Annotated in this window: 11 protein-coding genes; 5 read left to right on the top strand and 6 right to left on the bottom strand. The window is 72.8% G+C overall.

Annotation, left to right across the window (positions count from 1 at the left end; genetic code table 11):
- Positions 1–8 precede the first annotated feature (8 nt).
- Positions 9–872, top strand: a complete 864-nt coding sequence (locus ACIGNX_RS29665) for a TauD/TfdA dioxygenase family protein (protein ID WP_396544118.1) — start codon at positions 9–11, stop codon at positions 870–872.
- Here the strand turns inward: ACIGNX_RS29665 and ACIGNX_RS29660 are convergent.
- Entirely contained in the window at positions 866–2032 is a 1167-nt protein-coding gene (locus ACIGNX_RS29660; protein ID WP_396544117.1) for a cytochrome P450, read from the bottom strand. The two genes, ACIGNX_RS29665 and ACIGNX_RS29660, sit on opposite strands and share 7 nt — an antisense overlap.
- Positions 2033–2107: 75 nt before the next feature.
- Here ACIGNX_RS29660 and ACIGNX_RS29655 point away from each other — a divergent pair, with 75 nt between their 5' ends.
- On the top strand, positions 2108–3274 hold the full coding sequence (locus ACIGNX_RS29655; RefSeq protein WP_396544116.1) for a nucleotide disphospho-sugar-binding domain-containing protein: 1167 nt from the start codon (positions 2108–2110) through the stop codon (positions 3272–3274).
- The gene (locus ACIGNX_RS29650) at positions 3271–4455 is read left to right on the top strand and encodes a cytochrome P450 (RefSeq protein ID WP_396544115.1); all 1185 of its coding nucleotides are present in this window, start codon (positions 3271–3273) and stop codon (positions 4453–4455) included. The genes ACIGNX_RS29655 and ACIGNX_RS29650 overlap by 4 nt, the downstream gene beginning before the upstream one ends.
- Here the strand turns inward: ACIGNX_RS29650 and ACIGNX_RS29645 are convergent.
- Entirely contained in the window at positions 4415–5821 is a 1407-nt protein-coding gene (locus tag ACIGNX_RS29645) for a condensation domain-containing protein (protein ID WP_396544114.1), read from the bottom strand. The genes ACIGNX_RS29650 and ACIGNX_RS29645 overlap by 41 nt on opposite strands.
- A 698-nt stretch (positions 5822–6519) precedes the next feature.
- Here ACIGNX_RS29645 and ACIGNX_RS29640 point away from each other — a divergent pair.
- Both ACIGNX_RS29640 and ACIGNX_RS29635 read left to right on the top strand, forming a co-directional pair.
- On the top strand, positions 6520–8055 hold the full coding sequence (locus ACIGNX_RS29640; RefSeq protein ID WP_396544113.1) for a beta-propeller fold lactonase family protein: 1536 nt from the start codon (positions 6520–6522) through the stop codon (positions 8053–8055).
- Positions 8056–8478: 423 nt separating this feature from the next.
- Positions 8479–9381 (top strand): NaeI family type II restriction endonuclease, encoded by a 903-nt coding sequence (locus ACIGNX_RS29635; protein ID WP_396544112.1) that lies wholly within the window; start codon positions 8479–8481, stop codon positions 9379–9381.
- A gap of 33 nt (positions 9382–9414) precedes the next feature.
- On the opposite strand, the gene ACIGNX_RS29630 is transcribed toward ACIGNX_RS29635, so the two are convergent.
- The 4 genes from ACIGNX_RS29630 to ACIGNX_RS29615 all read right to left on the bottom strand — a co-directional run bounded on the left by ACIGNX_RS29630 (position 9415) and on the right by ACIGNX_RS29615 (position 16369).
- Complete coding sequence (locus tag ACIGNX_RS29630; RefSeq protein WP_396544111.1) at positions 9415–11793, bottom strand: N,N-dimethylformamidase beta subunit family domain-containing protein; 2379 nt, start codon at positions 11791–11793, stop codon at positions 9415–9417.
- 237 nt (positions 11794–12030) lie between these two features.
- Positions 12031–12966, bottom strand: coding sequence for a nitrilase-related carbon-nitrogen hydrolase (locus tag ACIGNX_RS29625; protein ID WP_396544110.1), 936 nt, complete (start codon positions 12964–12966; stop codon positions 12031–12033).
- Between the two features lie 44 nt (positions 12967–13010).
- Positions 13011–14699 carry a dipeptide ABC transporter ATP-binding protein gene (locus ACIGNX_RS29620; protein WP_396544109.1) on the bottom strand — a complete coding sequence of 563 codons (1689 nt, stop codon included), beginning with the start codon at positions 14697–14699 and terminating at the stop codon, positions 13011–13013.
- A complete protein-coding gene (locus tag ACIGNX_RS29615) occupies positions 14696–16369 on the bottom strand; it encodes an ABC transporter substrate-binding protein (RefSeq protein ID WP_396544108.1) in 1674 nt (557 codons plus the stop codon). Before ACIGNX_RS29615 ends, ACIGNX_RS29620 begins: the two co-directional genes overlap by 4 nt.
- Between the last annotated feature and the right edge of the window lie 11 nt (positions 16370–16380).

The raw sequence follows: 16380 nt of genomic DNA, 5'->3' as shown, positions 1-16380 counted from the left end.
ATGGCCCGATGACGAGTGTGACCGCCCCGGAGATCCGGTTGGTGTCCGGCGCCCTCGGCGCGGAGATCAGCGGCATCGACCTGAACACGTTGACCGACGAGCAGTTCGACCTGATCCGCGACCGGCTGCTGCGTCACCAGGTGGTCTTCCTGCGCGGTCAGCGGGACCTGACCCCGGAGGCGCACATCGCCTTCGGGCGGCGCTTCGGCGAGGTGGAGCTGCACCCGTACCTGCCGCGGCTGGAGGGTCACCCGGAGATCGTCGTCATCGACTCGGAGGACGGCGCGAAGGTCGACGTGTGGCACACGGACATGACCTTCCACGAGAGCCCGCCGATCGCGTCGGTGCTGCACCTGATCGAGCTGCCGCCGCACGGCGGCGACACCATGTGGACCAACCAGCACCTGGTGTACGAGGCGCTGTCGGCCCCGCTGCGCGACCTGGTGGACGGCCTGACCGCGATCCACACCATCCGCGTGGGCACCGAGTTCTCCAGCCGCGCCGAGCACCCGGTGGTGCGGGTGCACCCGGAGACCGGCCGCCGCTCCCTCTACGTCAACCGCCTGTTCACCTCGCACATCCCCCAGCTGTCCCGCAACGAGAGCGACGCCCTGCTGGAGTACCTGTTCCGGTTCTCCGAGAGCCCGCAGTTCACCTGCCGCTTCCGCTGGCAGCCCGGCGACGTGGCCATGTGGGACAACCGCGTGACGCAGCACTACGCCGTCAACGACTACCGCGAACGCCGTCGCGGCCAGCGCATCACGGTGCTGGGTGACGTGCCGACGGGCAACCCGCCGCGCTGGGAGCACTACCAGCCCGCGCCGGGCGAGCGGTACTGGCCCGACCGGGTGAACGCGGTGGAGAGCTACTGATCGTCCCGCCACACCACCGGGAACTCCTCGATGCCCCCGTTGATCCGGTCGTGGCGCCACCGCAGCTCCCCGACCGGGATCGCGGGCGCGAGCCCGGGCAGGCGGCGCAGCAGCGTCGCGATGGACAGCTCCACCTCCATCCGGGCCAGTGCGGTGCCCAGGCAGAAGTGCGGCCCGTAGCCGAAGGCCAGGTGCGCCGTCCGGGCCACGCGGTCGATGTCGAACGCGTTGGGGTCGTCGAAGACCCGGGGGTCGCGGTTGGCCGCCCAGGGTACGGCCATGACGCGGTCCCCGGCGCTCATCGCGACGTCGCCGACGGTCACGTCGTCGGTGACGACCTGCACGCGGAACATGCTGCTGACCGCGGTGTACCGCAGGATCTCGTCCACCGCGGCGGCTACCTTCTCCGGCGACCGCACCAGCTCCGCCAACTGCTCGGGGTGCTGGAACAGGACCCGCACGCCCGCGGCCGTCGAACCCACCTCCAGGCCGCCGCGCAGCAACCCCATGGCCAGCATGATGATCTCCTCGTCGGACAGGCCGTGGTCGTCGCCGTCCAGCCACACCGACAGCAGGTCGTCGCCGGGCTCGGCCCGCTTGGCGGCCAGCTGCTCCGCCAGGTAGGCCCACAGCGACCTCGCGGCGTCCGCGGAGTTGTAGTCCACCACGGAGTTCAGGCCCGCGAGCCAGCCGTGGAACCGCTCGCGGTCGGTGGCCGGGACGCCGATCACCTCGCAGATCACCAGCAGCGGCAGGGGCGCGACGAGGCCGCCGATCAGGTCGGCCGGCCGCGGTCCGGCGATCATGGCGTCCACCAGTTCGTCCACCAGGGCCCGCACCCGCGGCCGGTAGTGCGCCATGCGGCGACCGCCGAACGCGCGGTTGCCCACCCGGCGCACCGCCGCGTGGGCCGCGCCGTCCTGGTTGAGGTCGCGCAGCGGCGGCCGGTCCGGCGGCGGCGGGTGCAGGACCCGGCTGAACCGCGGGTCGGCCAGCACCTTGACGCACCCGGCGTAGTCCAGCACGAGCCAGGCGGGCTCCCCGTCGGGCAGCAGCACCCGGCTCACCGGGTCGGTCTCCACCATGCCGATCAGCTCCGGCGACAGCTCGCCGGCGAACGGCTCGAACGGGTACGGGCGCGGTTCCGGCAAGACGGCCACGGCGGACAACACTGCGCCCGAATCCCCGTCGCGTCAACGGATTCCGCACGCACCCGGTGCGGGTTAGCATGCCCGGTGCGCATTCTGATCTCGACGTGGGGCTGGCGTTCGCACTTCTACTGCCTGGTGCCGGTGGCGTGGGCGTTGCAGGTCGCCGGGCACGAGGTGCTGGTGGCCACCCAGCCGGGGCTCGCGCCGGTCGTGGACGAGGCCGGTCTGGTCGCCGTGCCGCTGGGACCGGACCTGGACTTCGAGGCCGTGTTCACCGGCCGGATCGGCAGGGTCGGCGGCAGCACCGGCACCGGTACCCCCGACCCGGGCGGCCCGGCGATCACCCCGGACGGCGGTGTGGTCCGGATGGCCGACGCCTGGGTGGACGACCTGGTCGCGTTCGGACGGTCCTTCCGGCCGGACCTGGTCCTGTGGGAGCCGTTCAACCTGGCCGCGGCCGTGGCGGCGGCGGTGCTGGACGTGCCCGGCGCGCAGGTCCTGTGGGGACCGGACCACGGCTCCACGCTGGCCTGGGACCACGAGGGCGTCTTCGGCCCGATGGCACGGCGCTTCGGGATCGCGCCGTCGGACGTGCGCGTGGCGGGCGGCCTGGTGGTCGACCCGGTGCCCCCGCCGCTCCAGGTGCCGCTGCCCGTGCCCGGTCTGCCGATGCGCTACCTGCCCTACAACGGCACCCACGTCGTGCCGCCGTGGCTGCGCGAACCGCCGAGCCGGCCGCGCGTGTGCGTCACCGGCGGCACGGTCGCCGGGCCGGGGCTGTCCGAGCGGGCCGACCTCGCGGACGTCATCCGCGCCGTGGCGGACCTCGGCGTGGACGTGGTCGTCGCCGTGGCCAAGGCCCACCGCGACGCGCTGCCGCCGTTGCCCGACACCGTGCGGGTGGCCGACACGCCCCTCGCGCTGCGCCTGGTGCTGCCCGGCAGCGCGGCGTTCGTCCAGCACGGCGGCGCGGGCACGACGATGACCGCCCTCGTCCACGGCGTGCCGCAACTGGTCCTGCCGCAGGTCGGCGACGAGCACTTCAACGCCGAACGCCTGCTGCTGTCCGGCGCGGGCCTGGTCCTGGAGGAGCCCGACGTCGAGTCGGTGCGCGACAGCGTCGCCGCGCTGGTGGACGGGGGACCGTGGCGCGAGGCCGCGGAACTGCTGCGCGACCGCATCCGCGCCATGCCCACCCCGGCCCGGGTGGTCGACCGGCTCGTCGCCTACGCCGAAGGAGGCCGCCCGTGATCCGCTTCCCGCTCCCGCCCGCGCCGTCGCTGCACCACCCGTCGCCGGAGTACGCGCGCCTGCGCGCCGAGGACCCCGTGCCGCGGGTGGAACTGCCCGACGGCACCGTCGCCTACCTCGCGACCCGGCACGCGGACGTCCGCGCGGTCTTCAGCGACCCCCGGTTCAGCCGCGCCGCGGCCACCGGGCCGAAGGGGCCGGAGTGGGAGCTGGGGTCGCTGGCCGACGACTCGCTGCTGGGCATGGACCCGCCGCTGCACACCAAGGTCCGCCGCGTGGTCGGCAGCGCGTTCACCGCGCGGCGGGTCGAGGAGCTGCGCGCGACCGTGGCCGGGCTCGTGGAGGGCATGGTCGACCGCTTGGAGGAGGCCGGTCCCGGCGCGGACCTGAACGTCCACGTGTCCGCGCCGCTGCCGATCGCCGTGATCAGCGGGCTGTTCGGCGTGGCCGACGAGGACCGGGGCCGGGTCAAGGAGTGGTCGGACGCGCTGGTCGGCGACTGGAAGGCCGACCCGGGCCCGCCGCGCGCCGCGCTGGCCGCGTTCGGGGAGCTGATCGAGCAGCGGCGCGAGGAGCCCGGTGACGACCTGATCAGCGCCCTGGTCGCCGCGTGGGACCGGGAGGAGTCGCTGTCGGAGCGGGAACTCGTCTCCGTCACCGCCGGGCTGCTCGCCGGCGGCCACGAGTCCACCACCAACCAGATCAACCTGTTCGTCGCCGTCCTGTCCGCCCACCGCGACCAGCTCGCCGCCCTGCGCGGCGACGACCCGCACGCCGTCGCGGTGGCCGTGGAGGAGCTGACCCGCTACATCCAGCTCGGCGAGAGCGGCATCCTGATGCCCCGGGTCGCCCTCGATGACGTCGACCTGGGCGGCGTGCCGGTACCGGCGGGCTCGGTCGTGCTGCCCGCCGTGGTGTCGGCCAACCGCGACGAGTCGGTGTTCCCGGACGCCGACCGGCTCGACCTGACCCGCTTCCCCAACCCGCACATCGGGTACGGCGCCGGCCCGCACCACTGCATCGGCGCTTCGCTGGCCCGCATGGAGCTGCAGGAGGCGCTGGGCGGCCTGCTGCGCCGGCTGCCGGACCTGCGCCTGGCCGTGCCGGAGTCGGAGCTGCGCCTCAAGCCCGGCCTGGTGGTCAGGAGCTTCGAGGAGCTGCCGGTGACCTGGGACCGGTAGCGGGGGCCGTCGGGTCGAACGCCGCCGCCAGCGCCACCTCCTCGACCGCGTGGAGCATCGCCTCCACCTGGTCGGTGGTGAGCACGGCCATGTCGAACACCATCTGGAGGTGGATCGTGCCCGGGCGGTCCTCGACGCTGATGAACAGCTGGTCCGGCGTCGCGTCGAGGTGGCCGTCCCAGGACAGGAACGTCCGGTGCAGCTCGGCCCGCACCCGCTCCTCGGTGACCGGGTCGTCGTCGGCCAGCAGCTCCCGGGCGTTCGGGCGGGTGCTGAACCTCACATCGTTGATGCGGCAGGTGACGGCGGCCGGGTGGCCGCGTTCGGCGTCGAGGCGGGCGATCAGGCGGTCGAGCTGGTCGGGGTCGTAGTAGGCGCGCATCCACGCGGCCGTCGCCGCGTCCCGGGTCCGCGCCACCACCTCGTCCACCGTGCCGCCCAGGTCCAGCGACAGCACCGAGTTCTGGCTCAGCGTGCCGATCACGTCGGCGAAGCCGGGCCGGAACCGGTTGCCGACGATGACGTTGGTGGTGAGCGGGTCGACCCCGGTGGCGCGGCCGATGGCGATGGCGAGCACGGCCAGCAGCACCCGCGCGGTGTCGGTGCGGGTGCGGCGGGCGATGGCCAGCACCGCCAGGTGGGCGGCGGCGGAGCTGAACCGGCCGTGCCAGTACCGGTGGCCCAGCCGCCCCTCCGGGTGCTTCGGCTCCCCGAAAGTCGAGCGCGGCAGGTGCCGGAGCCGTTCCTCCCAGTGGCGCATCGCCCCGTCGCTGATGCGCCGCACCCGCGGGGTCTGCTCCCGGCGGGCGAGGTCCAGCGAGGTGACGGCGTGGGGGTCGAGCCTGCGGCCGGCCAGTTCGCCGACGCCCAGCCCGGTCATCAGCAGCAGCGTGCCCGTGCCGTCGGCGACGAGGTGGTTGACCGCGAACACCAGGTGCGCCGCCCGGCCGCGGTGCTCCAGCACCGCCAGCCGCACCAGCCACGGGGTGTGGCCGTCGAACGGGGTCGTCAACCACTCGAACCAGATCTCGTGGCTGCGCCGGAGGACCTCGGCCGGGTCGGCGTCGTCGTCGAAGGAGGTCACCTCGACGTCGATCTCGCCGGACTCCACGACGACCTGGCACGGCTCGCCGTCGTCGCCGACGCCGAGCCTCAGCCGCAGCGCGGGGTGGCGGCACATCATCCCGCCCAGCCGGGCCGCCAGGTCGGCCACGGTCACGCCCTCGGGCAACGGGTGCGCGCCGCTGTTGTTGTGCGGCCAGCCGGTCGCGCGCATGTCGCGCATGATCGCCTTCTGGCCCCACGTCAGGGGCGCGGTGCCCGCGCCCGGTCCGGAGAACGGGACGGTGACGCGGCGCTCACGCATCGGCGTGCGCGAGCCCCGCGCCGGAGTCGTGGCCGCCGGACGAGTCGGACCCGGCGGTGCGCGGCGGGGAGTCGCGGAACTCAGCGGTCATGGCCCACGTGTCCTCCCCCTGCCGGTGAAGGAGATTTTTTGTCATGGGGTCCCGGCGGTCAAGCAACCGTTCGAACGCCCCGCGGTCGTCGCGGACCGCGACCGACAGCCGGGCCCTGCCAGGGCCGGTGGCGCTCGACGTCGGAGGCGCGGACCGGAGGCCCGCCTGGTCGTCCTCGTCGTGCGGAGTCGAGAGGCCGGTGGCGGAGGGGGCAAATCGATCGGTCGAATGGAGGTTCGGCCGTCCGGGTGGCGGGGGTTCGCCGCTCGCGGCCGGCGCGCCCGGGTCCCGACCGGCTTCCGCTCCGATGCGAGGTCGAAAGGCTTCTTCATCTCCCGAGAAAGCTTTCAAGAAGCTTCTCGAAGCACGTGTGACCACAAACACCTCCCGCCACGGGTGATCCGCGGTAATACCCGAATCCGCCGGTCGCGGCAGAAACCGGGCCACGTCACCACCTTCAAGGTGAGCAAACCTCGAATTACCGTGGGTAGTACCGGTCCCGCATTTTTGCGCCCGCCGTTCACCCGCTTCGTCGATTGTCGCGCGAAAACCGCCGGATACGCTGACCGAGCTCCACTCGACTTCGGGAAGAAGGACCAAGAAACGTTTGCCAGCCAGAGCGGCGACGGCGCTCGCGACCGCCTTGTTGTGCGTGTCCGGCGCAGTCGCGCCGGCCGATCGCCTGGTCTACGCCACCAATCCTCGCGGCAACACCCTCTCGGCCTACAACCCGACCACGGGGAACGTGGTGGCGACCATCCCGACCGGGAACCTCCCGTTCGGAGCAGCGGTGTCACCGGATGGGAACCGCGTCTACGTCGTGAACTACGGCGACGCCTCCATCTCGGTGATCGACACCAACACCAACGCGGCGACCGGGACGATCCCGGTGGCCGGCGCGAGGCCGGAGCAGGTCGTGTTCTCCCCGGACGGCACCCGCGCCTACGTCGGCCACTTCGTCAGCCCGGGCGTGGGCGGCATCGACGTCATCGACACCGCCGCCGGCGTGGTGGTCGCGACCGTGCAGGTCGGTGCCCAGCCCACCGGGCTCGCGGTGAGCGCCGACGGCTCACGGGTGTACTCGGCCAACTTCATCGCCGGCTCGGTCTCCGTCATCGACACCGCGACGAACACCGTCGTCGCCACCATCAGCGACCCCGCGGCGCGCACCCCGAGCAGCGTCGCGGTCGCGCCGGACGGGACGCGGGTCTACGCGGCCAACTTCAACGGCAACAACGTCTCGGTCATCGACACCGCCACCAACGCGATCACCGCGCTCATCCCGGTGACGGGCGGCCCGGGTTCGGTGTCGGTCACCCCCGACGGCGCACACCTCTACGTGGCCAACCAGAACGCCAACACGGTCGCGGTGGTCGACACCGCGACCAACGCGGTCACCGCCACCGTCCCCGTCGGGACCACCCCGATCGTCGTGCTGGTCGACCCGACCGGCACGAGGGCCTACGTGACCAACGGGCGGGCCAACTCGCTGTCGGTGATCGACACTGCCACCAACACCGTCACCACCACCGCGGCCCTGGGCAACACCCCCTACGTCGTGACCACCGCGCCCGTCGCGCCCACCGTCACCGCGGTGAGCCCCACCAACGGCCCGGCCTCGGGCGGCGGCACCGTCACCATCACCGGTCGCCACCTCGCCGGCACCGGCGCCGTCACCTTCGGCACCACACCCGCCACCGACGTCCGCGTGGTCAGCGACCACACCGTCACCGCCACGGTCCCGCCCGGCACGGGCACGGTCGACGTCACCGCCACCACCCCCGCGGGCACCAGCCCCACCACCCCGGCCGGCCGCTTTACCTACACCCGCGACACCACCGGCCTGACCGCCACGCCGGTCCTGCTCTCCCTGACGCCGGGCGGGCTCAACGTCACCCTGTCGCTGTCGGCGACCCTGACCGACACCACCACCGGACAACCGGCACCGGGCCAGACGATCACCTTCAGCGTCGGCGGCACCACCGCGTGCAGCGCCACCACCAACGCCCAAGGCACCGCCACCTGCCAAGGCGCGGTCCCCGTGCTGCTGGCCCTGCTCCACCTCCAGTACACCGCCACCTTCGCCGGCACCCCCGCCCTGGCACCCGCCACCGCCACCGCACCGCTCATCCGGCTCACCTGACCCGCCGCGACGGGGCCGTCCGGTTCTCCCGCGGGTTCCCCGGTGCCCTGCTCCCGGCGAGGGGTCGCCCCGCCCCGTCGACGTGAGCAGTCCACGCGGCGTGGCCCGGCCGCCGACCGTGCCCCGCCGACACCGGGTCGGGGCACGGTCGTGTCGGGAGTCCGGCCGGTCCGCCGCGCCACACCCCACCGGAAGGTCGCGGGCGGTGGTGGCAGTGGGCGCTGCCGACGAGGCCGGTGACGCCGGATTTGGCAGCGGTCGATCCGGCTCGGCCATTCGCCCGGTCCGGCGGTCGGGCCGATCGGCGCGTTCACCCGGGGGACGCGGAATCAGATTCAGTCGAGTTCACCGAGAATACGTGAGGAAAGAACGGTTCGCGGTCACGAACTCCGCCGACGTGCTTTCCCCGGCTACCTTGGGGAGGTGAGCAGCGGACCGAACTCCGGCACCGACGGCGAATTGACCGAAATTGCGCGGTGGTTCTCCGGTCAGCGGAACGCGTGGGAACGCCTGGGAACTGTCGTGCGCAATTCCCTGGACGAGGTCCTCGACGGGCAGCGCACCGGTCGGTTCGACGTGGCCGACCTCGACGAGGTCGAGAGGGCCTACCTCGGCACGAAGTTCGCCATCCTGGTGGGGGCCGGGTTCGGCCTGCGGCGCGGAACACGGGCGCGTTTCGCGATCGCCGGACATGACGTCGAACCCGCGTTCTCGTCGGGCTCGGCCTGGTCCATCCCGTCCGGCGCGGCGGGGCGCCCGTGCTTCGTCGTTTCGGTGGACGACCGGCGGAGCACCTTCGACGCGGGGCTGGTCCGCGCCACCCGCGACGTGTTGAAAAGGAGCAGCGGGGGGCGGAGGGAGGTGCTGCCCACCGCATCGGCGAAGATCGCCTGGTTGGCGCGCGAGGCCCACCTGCCGGAGAACGCGCTGCTCCACCTACCGCGTCTCGTCAGCAGCGCGATAATGAGCCGGGAGTCCGGGCAACGCCGGGTCAACGAGCTGTTCCGGCGCGTGCAGGGTGAATTGGTCGACCGGACGACCGTCGCCACCGTGGCGACGCAGGCCGACGCCATGAAACGGTGCCGTGACGCTCGCCGCCTGCTCGCCCCCGAGGGCATAGTCGTGCTCGGGCACCAGAAGGACGGTCCCAGGGTCGCCGAAGCGCTGAAGCTCCCCGTCCCGCACAAGGGCTCGCACCTGGCGGTGCGCCTGGTGCGGGTGTCACCGAGCTCCACCGGCCGCCCCACCGCGGAGATCGGCAACGCCCATTACGCGGTGGCACGACCGGGCGACCCGGTGGCGCCCGCACCCGTCATCGACTGCTGACCGACCGGGCCGAACGGCTCGGCCGGTCGGGGTTCAGCTCCACACCACGTCCACCCAGTAGTGGGCGTCCTCCGAGCTCCGGTCGGGGAAGCCGGCGCCGTAGCGGTACACGCCATTGGGGCCGTCGACGCCGCTCGGCAGCGCCGTGAGCGGTTCGAGGTAGGTCCGCTGGCGGCTGAAGTGGCTGAAGTACTCGGTGGTGGCGGAGTAGCGACCGGTCGGGGACAGGTAGGACACGACGTAGGTGGTGTTGGCCGCGACCGGCACCGGGGAGGTGAACCGCAGGGTCTGCCAGCCGGTCGACGTCTCGTTGACGAACGTGCCGGTCGCCAGGCGCTCACCGGTGGAGGTCCACAGGCTGCCGGTGTGCCTGCCGGTGTTGCCGGAGCTCTTGTAGAACCGCACGCCCCGCACGTAGCCGCTCCGGTCGGCACGCCACTTGACGCCCAGCTCCAGCGCGGAGCCGTCGGACAGCTCGGGGTCCGCGGGTCGGTCGTCGGTGGTCCACGCGCCGCACGGGCAGGTCCGCGCCGACGTGGTGGGAGCGGCGGTGACGGGCGCGGAGAGGTTCAGCGAGTCGTCCACCGCGCGCACGCGCAGGTTCGCCCGACCGGACCTGGCCGGGGTGTAGGTGTAGCTCCACGTGCCGCGGCCCGGCTGCCACGCGGCCGGGTGCCAGGACGCGCCGTCGGTGGAGACCTCGACGCCGGCGACCTGGCCCGCCACGTCGGTGACCGTGCCGGAGAAGGTGTAGGCGGTGCCGACGGTGGAGAGGACGGGCACGCTGGTGAGCGCCACGACGGGTGGCGCGGTGTCGGTGCTCGCGGCGGCCGCCCGGAGGGTGGGCTGGAGCGTGGCGGGCTGCGCGCCCATGTCGGCCAGGAAGTTGACGGTGGCCTGCTGCAGCCGCACGTCGGACGTCGGCGTGTTGGTCAGGTAGGCGTGCTCGTCGTCCACGCCCCACGCCCACTGGACCGTGCCGGCGCCGAACACCAGCGCACCGCTCGGGTGCCGGTAGTAGGTGACCGAGTGGGTCGCCGTGCCCGAGCCGTAGAGGTCACCGTGGTTCTTCAACAGGTACGCGCCGTTCAGGGCCACGGTCGTGGACGACATCCGCGCCACGCCGGCGGGCTGGGAACCGTTGTCCGGCACCGTGTTCCACTCGTAGCCCAGCGTCCCGGGCTGGAACGAGTAGGTGGTGCCGGCGGCCATGCCCGGCAACGACGTGTTCCGCCACAGCCGCATCTTGCCGTACGCGGCGGGCACCTGGAGGCGGTCGTCGCGGCGGCCGTTGACCGCGAAGAGGTTGCCCAGCAGGGCGTTCTCGGGTCGTCCGCCGTCCTGGGGCGGGCTGCGGCGCGGGTCGCGCCAGGTGCCGGTCCAGTCGTCCAGGCCGTCGTCCTGGGTGCCCTTGGTCTCCTTGTAGCAGGCCAGGGTGCGCCAGTCGGTGGGCGAGGAGTCGATGCTCTTCTCCCACCGGGTCTTCCAGAAGATCTCGTTGCCGGTCAGGAAGGCCAGGTGCACCCCCGCGTCCCGGGCGGCCTCGACGTTGGCTCGCTGCTCCTCCGACCAGTACTCGTCGTGGCCGACCGCCAGGAAGACGCCGTGGTTCCTGATCAAGTCACCGCGGCGGGCCGAGTCGACGTCGGTGGTGTAGCTGAGGTCGTAGCCGTTGCGCTCCAGGAAGCGCAGCATCGGGTACTCGGCGTTGAAGATGAAGTTCTCCTCGCCGTCGCCGCCGGTGTAGGGGCGGTTGTAGCTGACCTTGTACGCCTGACCGCCCTGCCCCGGCCCGTCGCCGAAGTACAGGCTGTTGCCGCCGTAGCGGTTGTAGGCCACCCACGTCGCGTCGGAGGTCTGGAACAGGATCTTCGACGTGCTGGAGTCGTCGCGCACCACGAACACGACCTCGTTCATCGCGCCGGTGTCGTCGCGCCGCAGCCGCGCGTAGTAGATGCCCGACACCGCGTCGGGCGGCACGGTCCAGCTCGCCGACACCTCCCAGTTCCCGCAGTCGATCAACGCGCTGCCGTCCGCGCCGCGCAGGCACTCCGGCTGGGCCTGGCCCTCGCCGCGCGAGGTCGAGCCGACCAGCCGCGCCCCCGCGCCCCCGTACCAGCCGAGCCGGTAGACGTCCACGGCGTAGGCCGTCGCACTGGTCTTGACCTTGAAGTCGACCCGGCTGCCGGGGGTCGCGCTGATGTCCGTGGTGAAGCCGACGATGGACGGGTCGCGGTAGTCCACCTGCCAGCCGGTCGCGCCGGCCTTGGTGTTCTCGCACGCCACCGGGTTGACCACCGGCGCGTCGCACACCGCCGCCGGGTCGGGCTGCGCGTGGACGGGCCTCGGCCGGACGTCGCCGACGGCCACGACGGACGCCGCCGCGAGGACGAGCACCACGAGGGCCCGCACGGACGACACCCGGGATCTGAGCGGTTTTTCCTGTTGTGCCGACACAACTCCCCCACAAAAAAGAATAGGCCCCCGAAATACCGACGGATGCGCGACGCGCGACAGCGGGCAATCTAACAGGCCGGCTTCGACCTGCGACAACGTTCTCACTCGATCGGCCGCCACCCCACCGGACAATGACGCTCGCAATGGTCCTTCCGGTCGAACGACACCCGTTCCGCCAGGCGATCGGACCCCTCAAATACGGGAAGGGCCGGTCCGGGGCGCCTCGTCCACGCGGAGGGTGAACAGGTCGGGCCTGGAGTAGTGGCCGACGACGTCGAAGTCGAAGCGGGCGCGGGCCAGGTCGTGCAGGTCCAGCTCCGCGGTCAGGACGCCCTCGGCGTCGCGCAGCGGGCCCGCGAGCACCTCGCCGAGCGGGGAGACGATCACGCTGCCACCACCGATGAGGACGGTGCCCGGGTCGTCGCCCTGCACCGGGTGCACGTCGGGCGGCAGGTCGGCGCGCACGAGGTACTGGGAGGCGGCGAGGACGAAGCACCGCCCCTCCAGGGCGACGTGCCGCATGGTGGCCTGCCAGTTCTCCCGGTCGTCGACCGTCGGAGCGCACCACAGGTCGACGCCCTTGGCGTACATCGCGGTGCGGAACAGCGGCATGTAGTTCTCCCAGCAGATCGCGGCGCCCAGCCGGGCCGGGCCGGCGGGCACCACGGGCATGGTCGAGGCGTCGCCCTGACCCCAGACGAGGCGTTCGGCGGCCGTCGGGGCCACCTTGCGGTGCAGGCCCAGGTAGCCGGTCGGGCCGAAGAACAGCGCGACGCAGTACAGCGTGGAGCCGAGCCGCTCGATCGCGCCGACGACGACGTGGCAGCCGAGGTCGCGGGTCAGCTCCGCCAGCACCAGGGTCTCCGGTCCCGGCACGGTGATCGCGGAGTCGTGGTAGCGGCGGAACACCTCGCGCCCCTCGGGGGTCCGGCTGCCGACGGTCACCCCGAAGTCGAGCCCCTTGGGGTAACCGCCGAGGAACGCCTCCGGCAGCACGACCACCTCCGCGCCCCGCCCGACGGCCTCCCGGACGAGGTCCACGGCCTTGGCCAGGTTGGCGGGCGTGTCGAACAGGCGGGCCCCGGCCTGGGCGACGGCCGCCGTCACGCGGTTGCGCTCGATGCTCATGGCGTGCACGGTAACCCGGGTCCCGCCGGGTCCGGCGGGACCGGTCACGCCGGGGCGTCGAGGGCCAACCACGCCTCGCGGCGTTCGCGCTGGCGGGCGGGGTCGGCGACCGGGGCGGCGGCGAGCAGTCGGCGCGTGTACGGGTGCAGCGGTTCGGTCAGGACGTCGGCGGCGGGGCCGGACTCGACGACGCGGCCGCGGTGCAGGACGGCGACGCGGTCGGCCAGCTGTTCGACCACGGCGAGGTCGTGGCTGATGAACAGGCAGGCGAACCGCAGCTCCGCCTGGAGCGCCCGCAGCAGGTCGAGCACGCGGGCCTGGACGGAGACGTCGAGGGCGCTGGTGGGTTCGTCGGCGATGAGCAGTTCCGGGTCCAGGGCGATGGCCCGGGCGATGCCGACCCGTTGCCGCTGCCCGCCGGACAGCTCGTGCGGGTAGCGCTCGCGCAGCGACGGCGACAGCCGCACCGCGTCCAGCAGTTCGTCCACCCGGCGGGCGAGGGCCGCGCCGCGCAGCGGGCCGTGCAGCAGCAGCGGGGCGGCGACGCTGCGGGCGATGGTGGCCCGGGGGTTCAGCGAGGACGCCGGGTCCTGGAACACCATCCCGATGCGGCCCCGCGCGTGCTTCGCCGCACGTCCGCGCAGCCGGGCCAGGTCCTGCCCGGCCAGGCCGACCACCCCGCCGCTCGGCGTGACGAGCCCGGTGACCGCGCCCGCGAGGCTGCTCTTGCCGGAACCGGACTCGCCGACCAGGCCGAGGACCTCGCCCCGCCCGATGTGCAGCCCCACCCGGTCGACCGCCCGGAACCGCCCGTAGTCGACGGTCAGGTCGGTCAGCACGAGCACCGGGTCCTCGCCGGGCCGGTCGGGCACCGACAGCTCCGGCGAGGTCACGGCCACGTGCGTGCCGCGGGCCACCACGCCCGGCGAGACCTCGACGGCGGCGGGTGGTTCGGTGGGCGGCGGCACGCTCAGCGAGATCACGGAGGCCAGCAGCGACCGCGTGTACTCGTGCCGGGGCGCGGCGAAGACCTCGGCCACCGGCCCCTGCTCGACCACCCGCCCGTCGCGCATCACCACGACCCGGTCGGCCAGGTCCGCCACCACGCCCATGTCGTGCGTGATCAGCAGGATCGCCGCGCCGAGCCGGCCGCGCAGGTCGCGCAGCAGCTCCAGGACCTCCGCCTGCACGGTCACGTCCAGCGCGGTCGTGGGTTCGTCGGCGATCAGCAGCGACGGTTCGTTCGCCACCGCCATCGCGATCACCACCCGCTGGAGCTGCCCGCCGGACAGCTCGTGCGGGTACTTCCGCCGCACCTCGACGGGCAGCCCCACCAGTGCCAGCAGCTCGGCCACGCGCCGCGCCGCCTGCGCCTTGGTGCGGTCGCCGTGGGCGCGGGCGACCTCGGTGAGCTGGTCGCCCACCCGGAACACGGGGTTGAGCGCGGTCATCGGCTCCTGGAACACCATGCCGATCTCGTTCCCGCGCACCGCCCGCAGCTCGTCGGGGGTCAGCGTGAACAGGTCCCGCCCGGCGAGCAGGGCCCGGCCGCCGACCCTGGCGCTGCCGGGCAGCAGCCCCAGCAGCGACATGGCGGTCACCGTCTTGCCGGACCCCGACTCGCCGACCACGGCGAGCACCTCCCCCGCCGCCACCGAGTAGTCGACCTCGGTGGCGGCGGGGGCGTCGAACGCCACGGAGACGTCCTCCAGGCGCAGCAGCGGTGGCGTCACTTCGTGACGCCGGCCTGGAGGTAGTTCGGGTAGGCGGGGAAGTCGGCGATGTAGAAGTTGCCGACCTTGGAGCCGCGCAGGAACGAGTTCCGCGTGTAGATCAGCGGCACCACGGGCGAGTCGGCGAGGATCTTCCTGTCCAGCGCGGCCCACTTCTTCCCCGCGGCGGCCGGGTCGATCTCGCTCTGGGCGGCCTCGATCAGGGCGTCCACCTCGGGGTTGCGGTAGCGGGAGAGGTTGTACCCGCCGCCGCCGATCTCGGAGGAGGCGAACAGGGGCTGGATGTTGGCGTTGGCGCTGGGGAAGTCGGGCTGCCACGAGCTGAGCGTCAGGTCGAACGTGGGGTTCGCGGCCTGGCTGGTCTCGGCGGCGTAGGCGTCGGAGTCGAGCACCCGGATGGTGGTCTTGATGCCGGCCTTGGTCAGCGCGGCCTGGAGCGCCTGCGCCTTGGCCGGGTTGTCGTTGCTCTTGGAGACCACGAAGTCCAGGTTCTCCAGGCCGTTGGGGAACCCGGCCTCGGTGAGCAGCTGCTTGGCCTTCTCCGGGTCGCCCGCGGGCTTGGTCTGGTAGAGGTCGAACTCCTCGCGGCCGGCGATGCCCTGGGTGATCAGCGTGGTGGCGACGTCCCCGGCGAGCTGTGCGTTGCCCGCCGACGCGATCTGGAAGGACGTCTTGTCCACCGCGTACTGGAACGCCTGGCGCACCTTGGGGTTCGTCAGCTTCTCGGTGTTGAGGGCGAGGTAGGCCAGCGCGCCGGTCTTGGACGTCACGATCCGCTGCTTGGCCGAGGCGTTGCCCTGGAGCTGGGCCAGCTGGGCGGGCGAGGCGAACGAGGAGCCGAACGCGGCCTGGTCGTCACCGCTGTCGGCGACGAGCCGCTGCGAGACCACGGAGGCGTCCTGGCCGAGCTGGAACACGACCTCGTCGGGCAGGCCGCCGCGGATCTCGTCGGACGCCTTGTCCCAGTTGGGGTTGCGGGTCAGCCGCACCTGCACGCCGCGCTGGTACTGGGCGATCTGGTAGGGCCCGGACGCGACCGGGTGCTCGCCGTAGTCCGGCTCGGCGCCCTTGCCCTCCGGCACGGGTGCGAACGCCGGGGTGCTGGTGATCCACGGCCAGTCGCCGTAGGGGCGGGTGAGGCGGAAGACGATGGTCTTGTCGTCCGGGGTCTCGATCGAGTCCAGGCGCTTGCCCTCGAACGGGCCGCGGTAGTCGCCGCCGCCGACCAGCAGCTGCTTGTGGTAGCCGAGGCCGCCGGAGAAGGCGGGGGCGAAGCTGCGCTCGACGCCCCACTTCACGTCCTGGGCGCGGATCGGGCTGCCGTCGCTGAACTTCTGGCCCTCCTTGAGGGTGAAGGTCCAGGTCTTGCCGCCGTCGGAGGACTTGCCGGTGTCGCCGAGGTCGGGCACCACCTCGACCTGCCTGCCCTCGGCGTTGAGCCACCCGGTGAGCCTGCGGTGCACGTAGCCCAGCGAGGTGATCGGCAGGCTGCTGCTCTTGGCCGGGTCGTAGTTGACCGTCTGCCCCTCGATCAGGATGCGCAACGTGCCACCCCGCTCCGCCTTCCCGGCCCCGGACGCGCCCGTGGTACCGGGATCGTTCGCGCCGCAGGCCGCGAGCAGGGCCACCGCCGCGACGACCGGGACCAGCTTCCGGACTTGACTCGACATCATCTCTCTTC

It is taken from the genome of Actinosynnema sp. NPDC053489, from assembly GCF_044544865.1.
Classification (GTDB): Bacteria; Actinomycetota; Actinomycetes; order Mycobacteriales; family Pseudonocardiaceae; genus Actinosynnema.
The sequence above is the reverse complement of the archived record's forward strand: the minus strand, read 5'-3'. Positions and strand labels throughout refer to the sequence as shown.

Bases quoted from the DNA above. Each gene is read 5' to 3' on its own strand.
- ACIGNX_RS29665 (WP_396544118.1), top strand. From the start codon at position 9: ATGACGAGTGTGACCGCCCCGGAGATCCGGTTGGTGTCCGGCGCCCTC.
- ACIGNX_RS29645 (WP_396544114.1), bottom strand. From the start codon at position 5,821: ATGCGTGAGCGCCGCGTCACCGTCCCGTTCTCCGGACCGGGCGCGGGC.
- ACIGNX_RS29625 (WP_396544110.1), bottom strand. From the start codon at position 12,966: ATGAGCATCGAGCGCAACCGCGTGACGGCGGCCGTCGCCCAGGCCGGG.
- ACIGNX_RS29615 (WP_396544108.1), bottom strand. From the start codon at position 16,369: ATGTCGAGTCAAGTCCGGAAGCTGGTCCCGGTCGTCGCGGCGGTGGCC.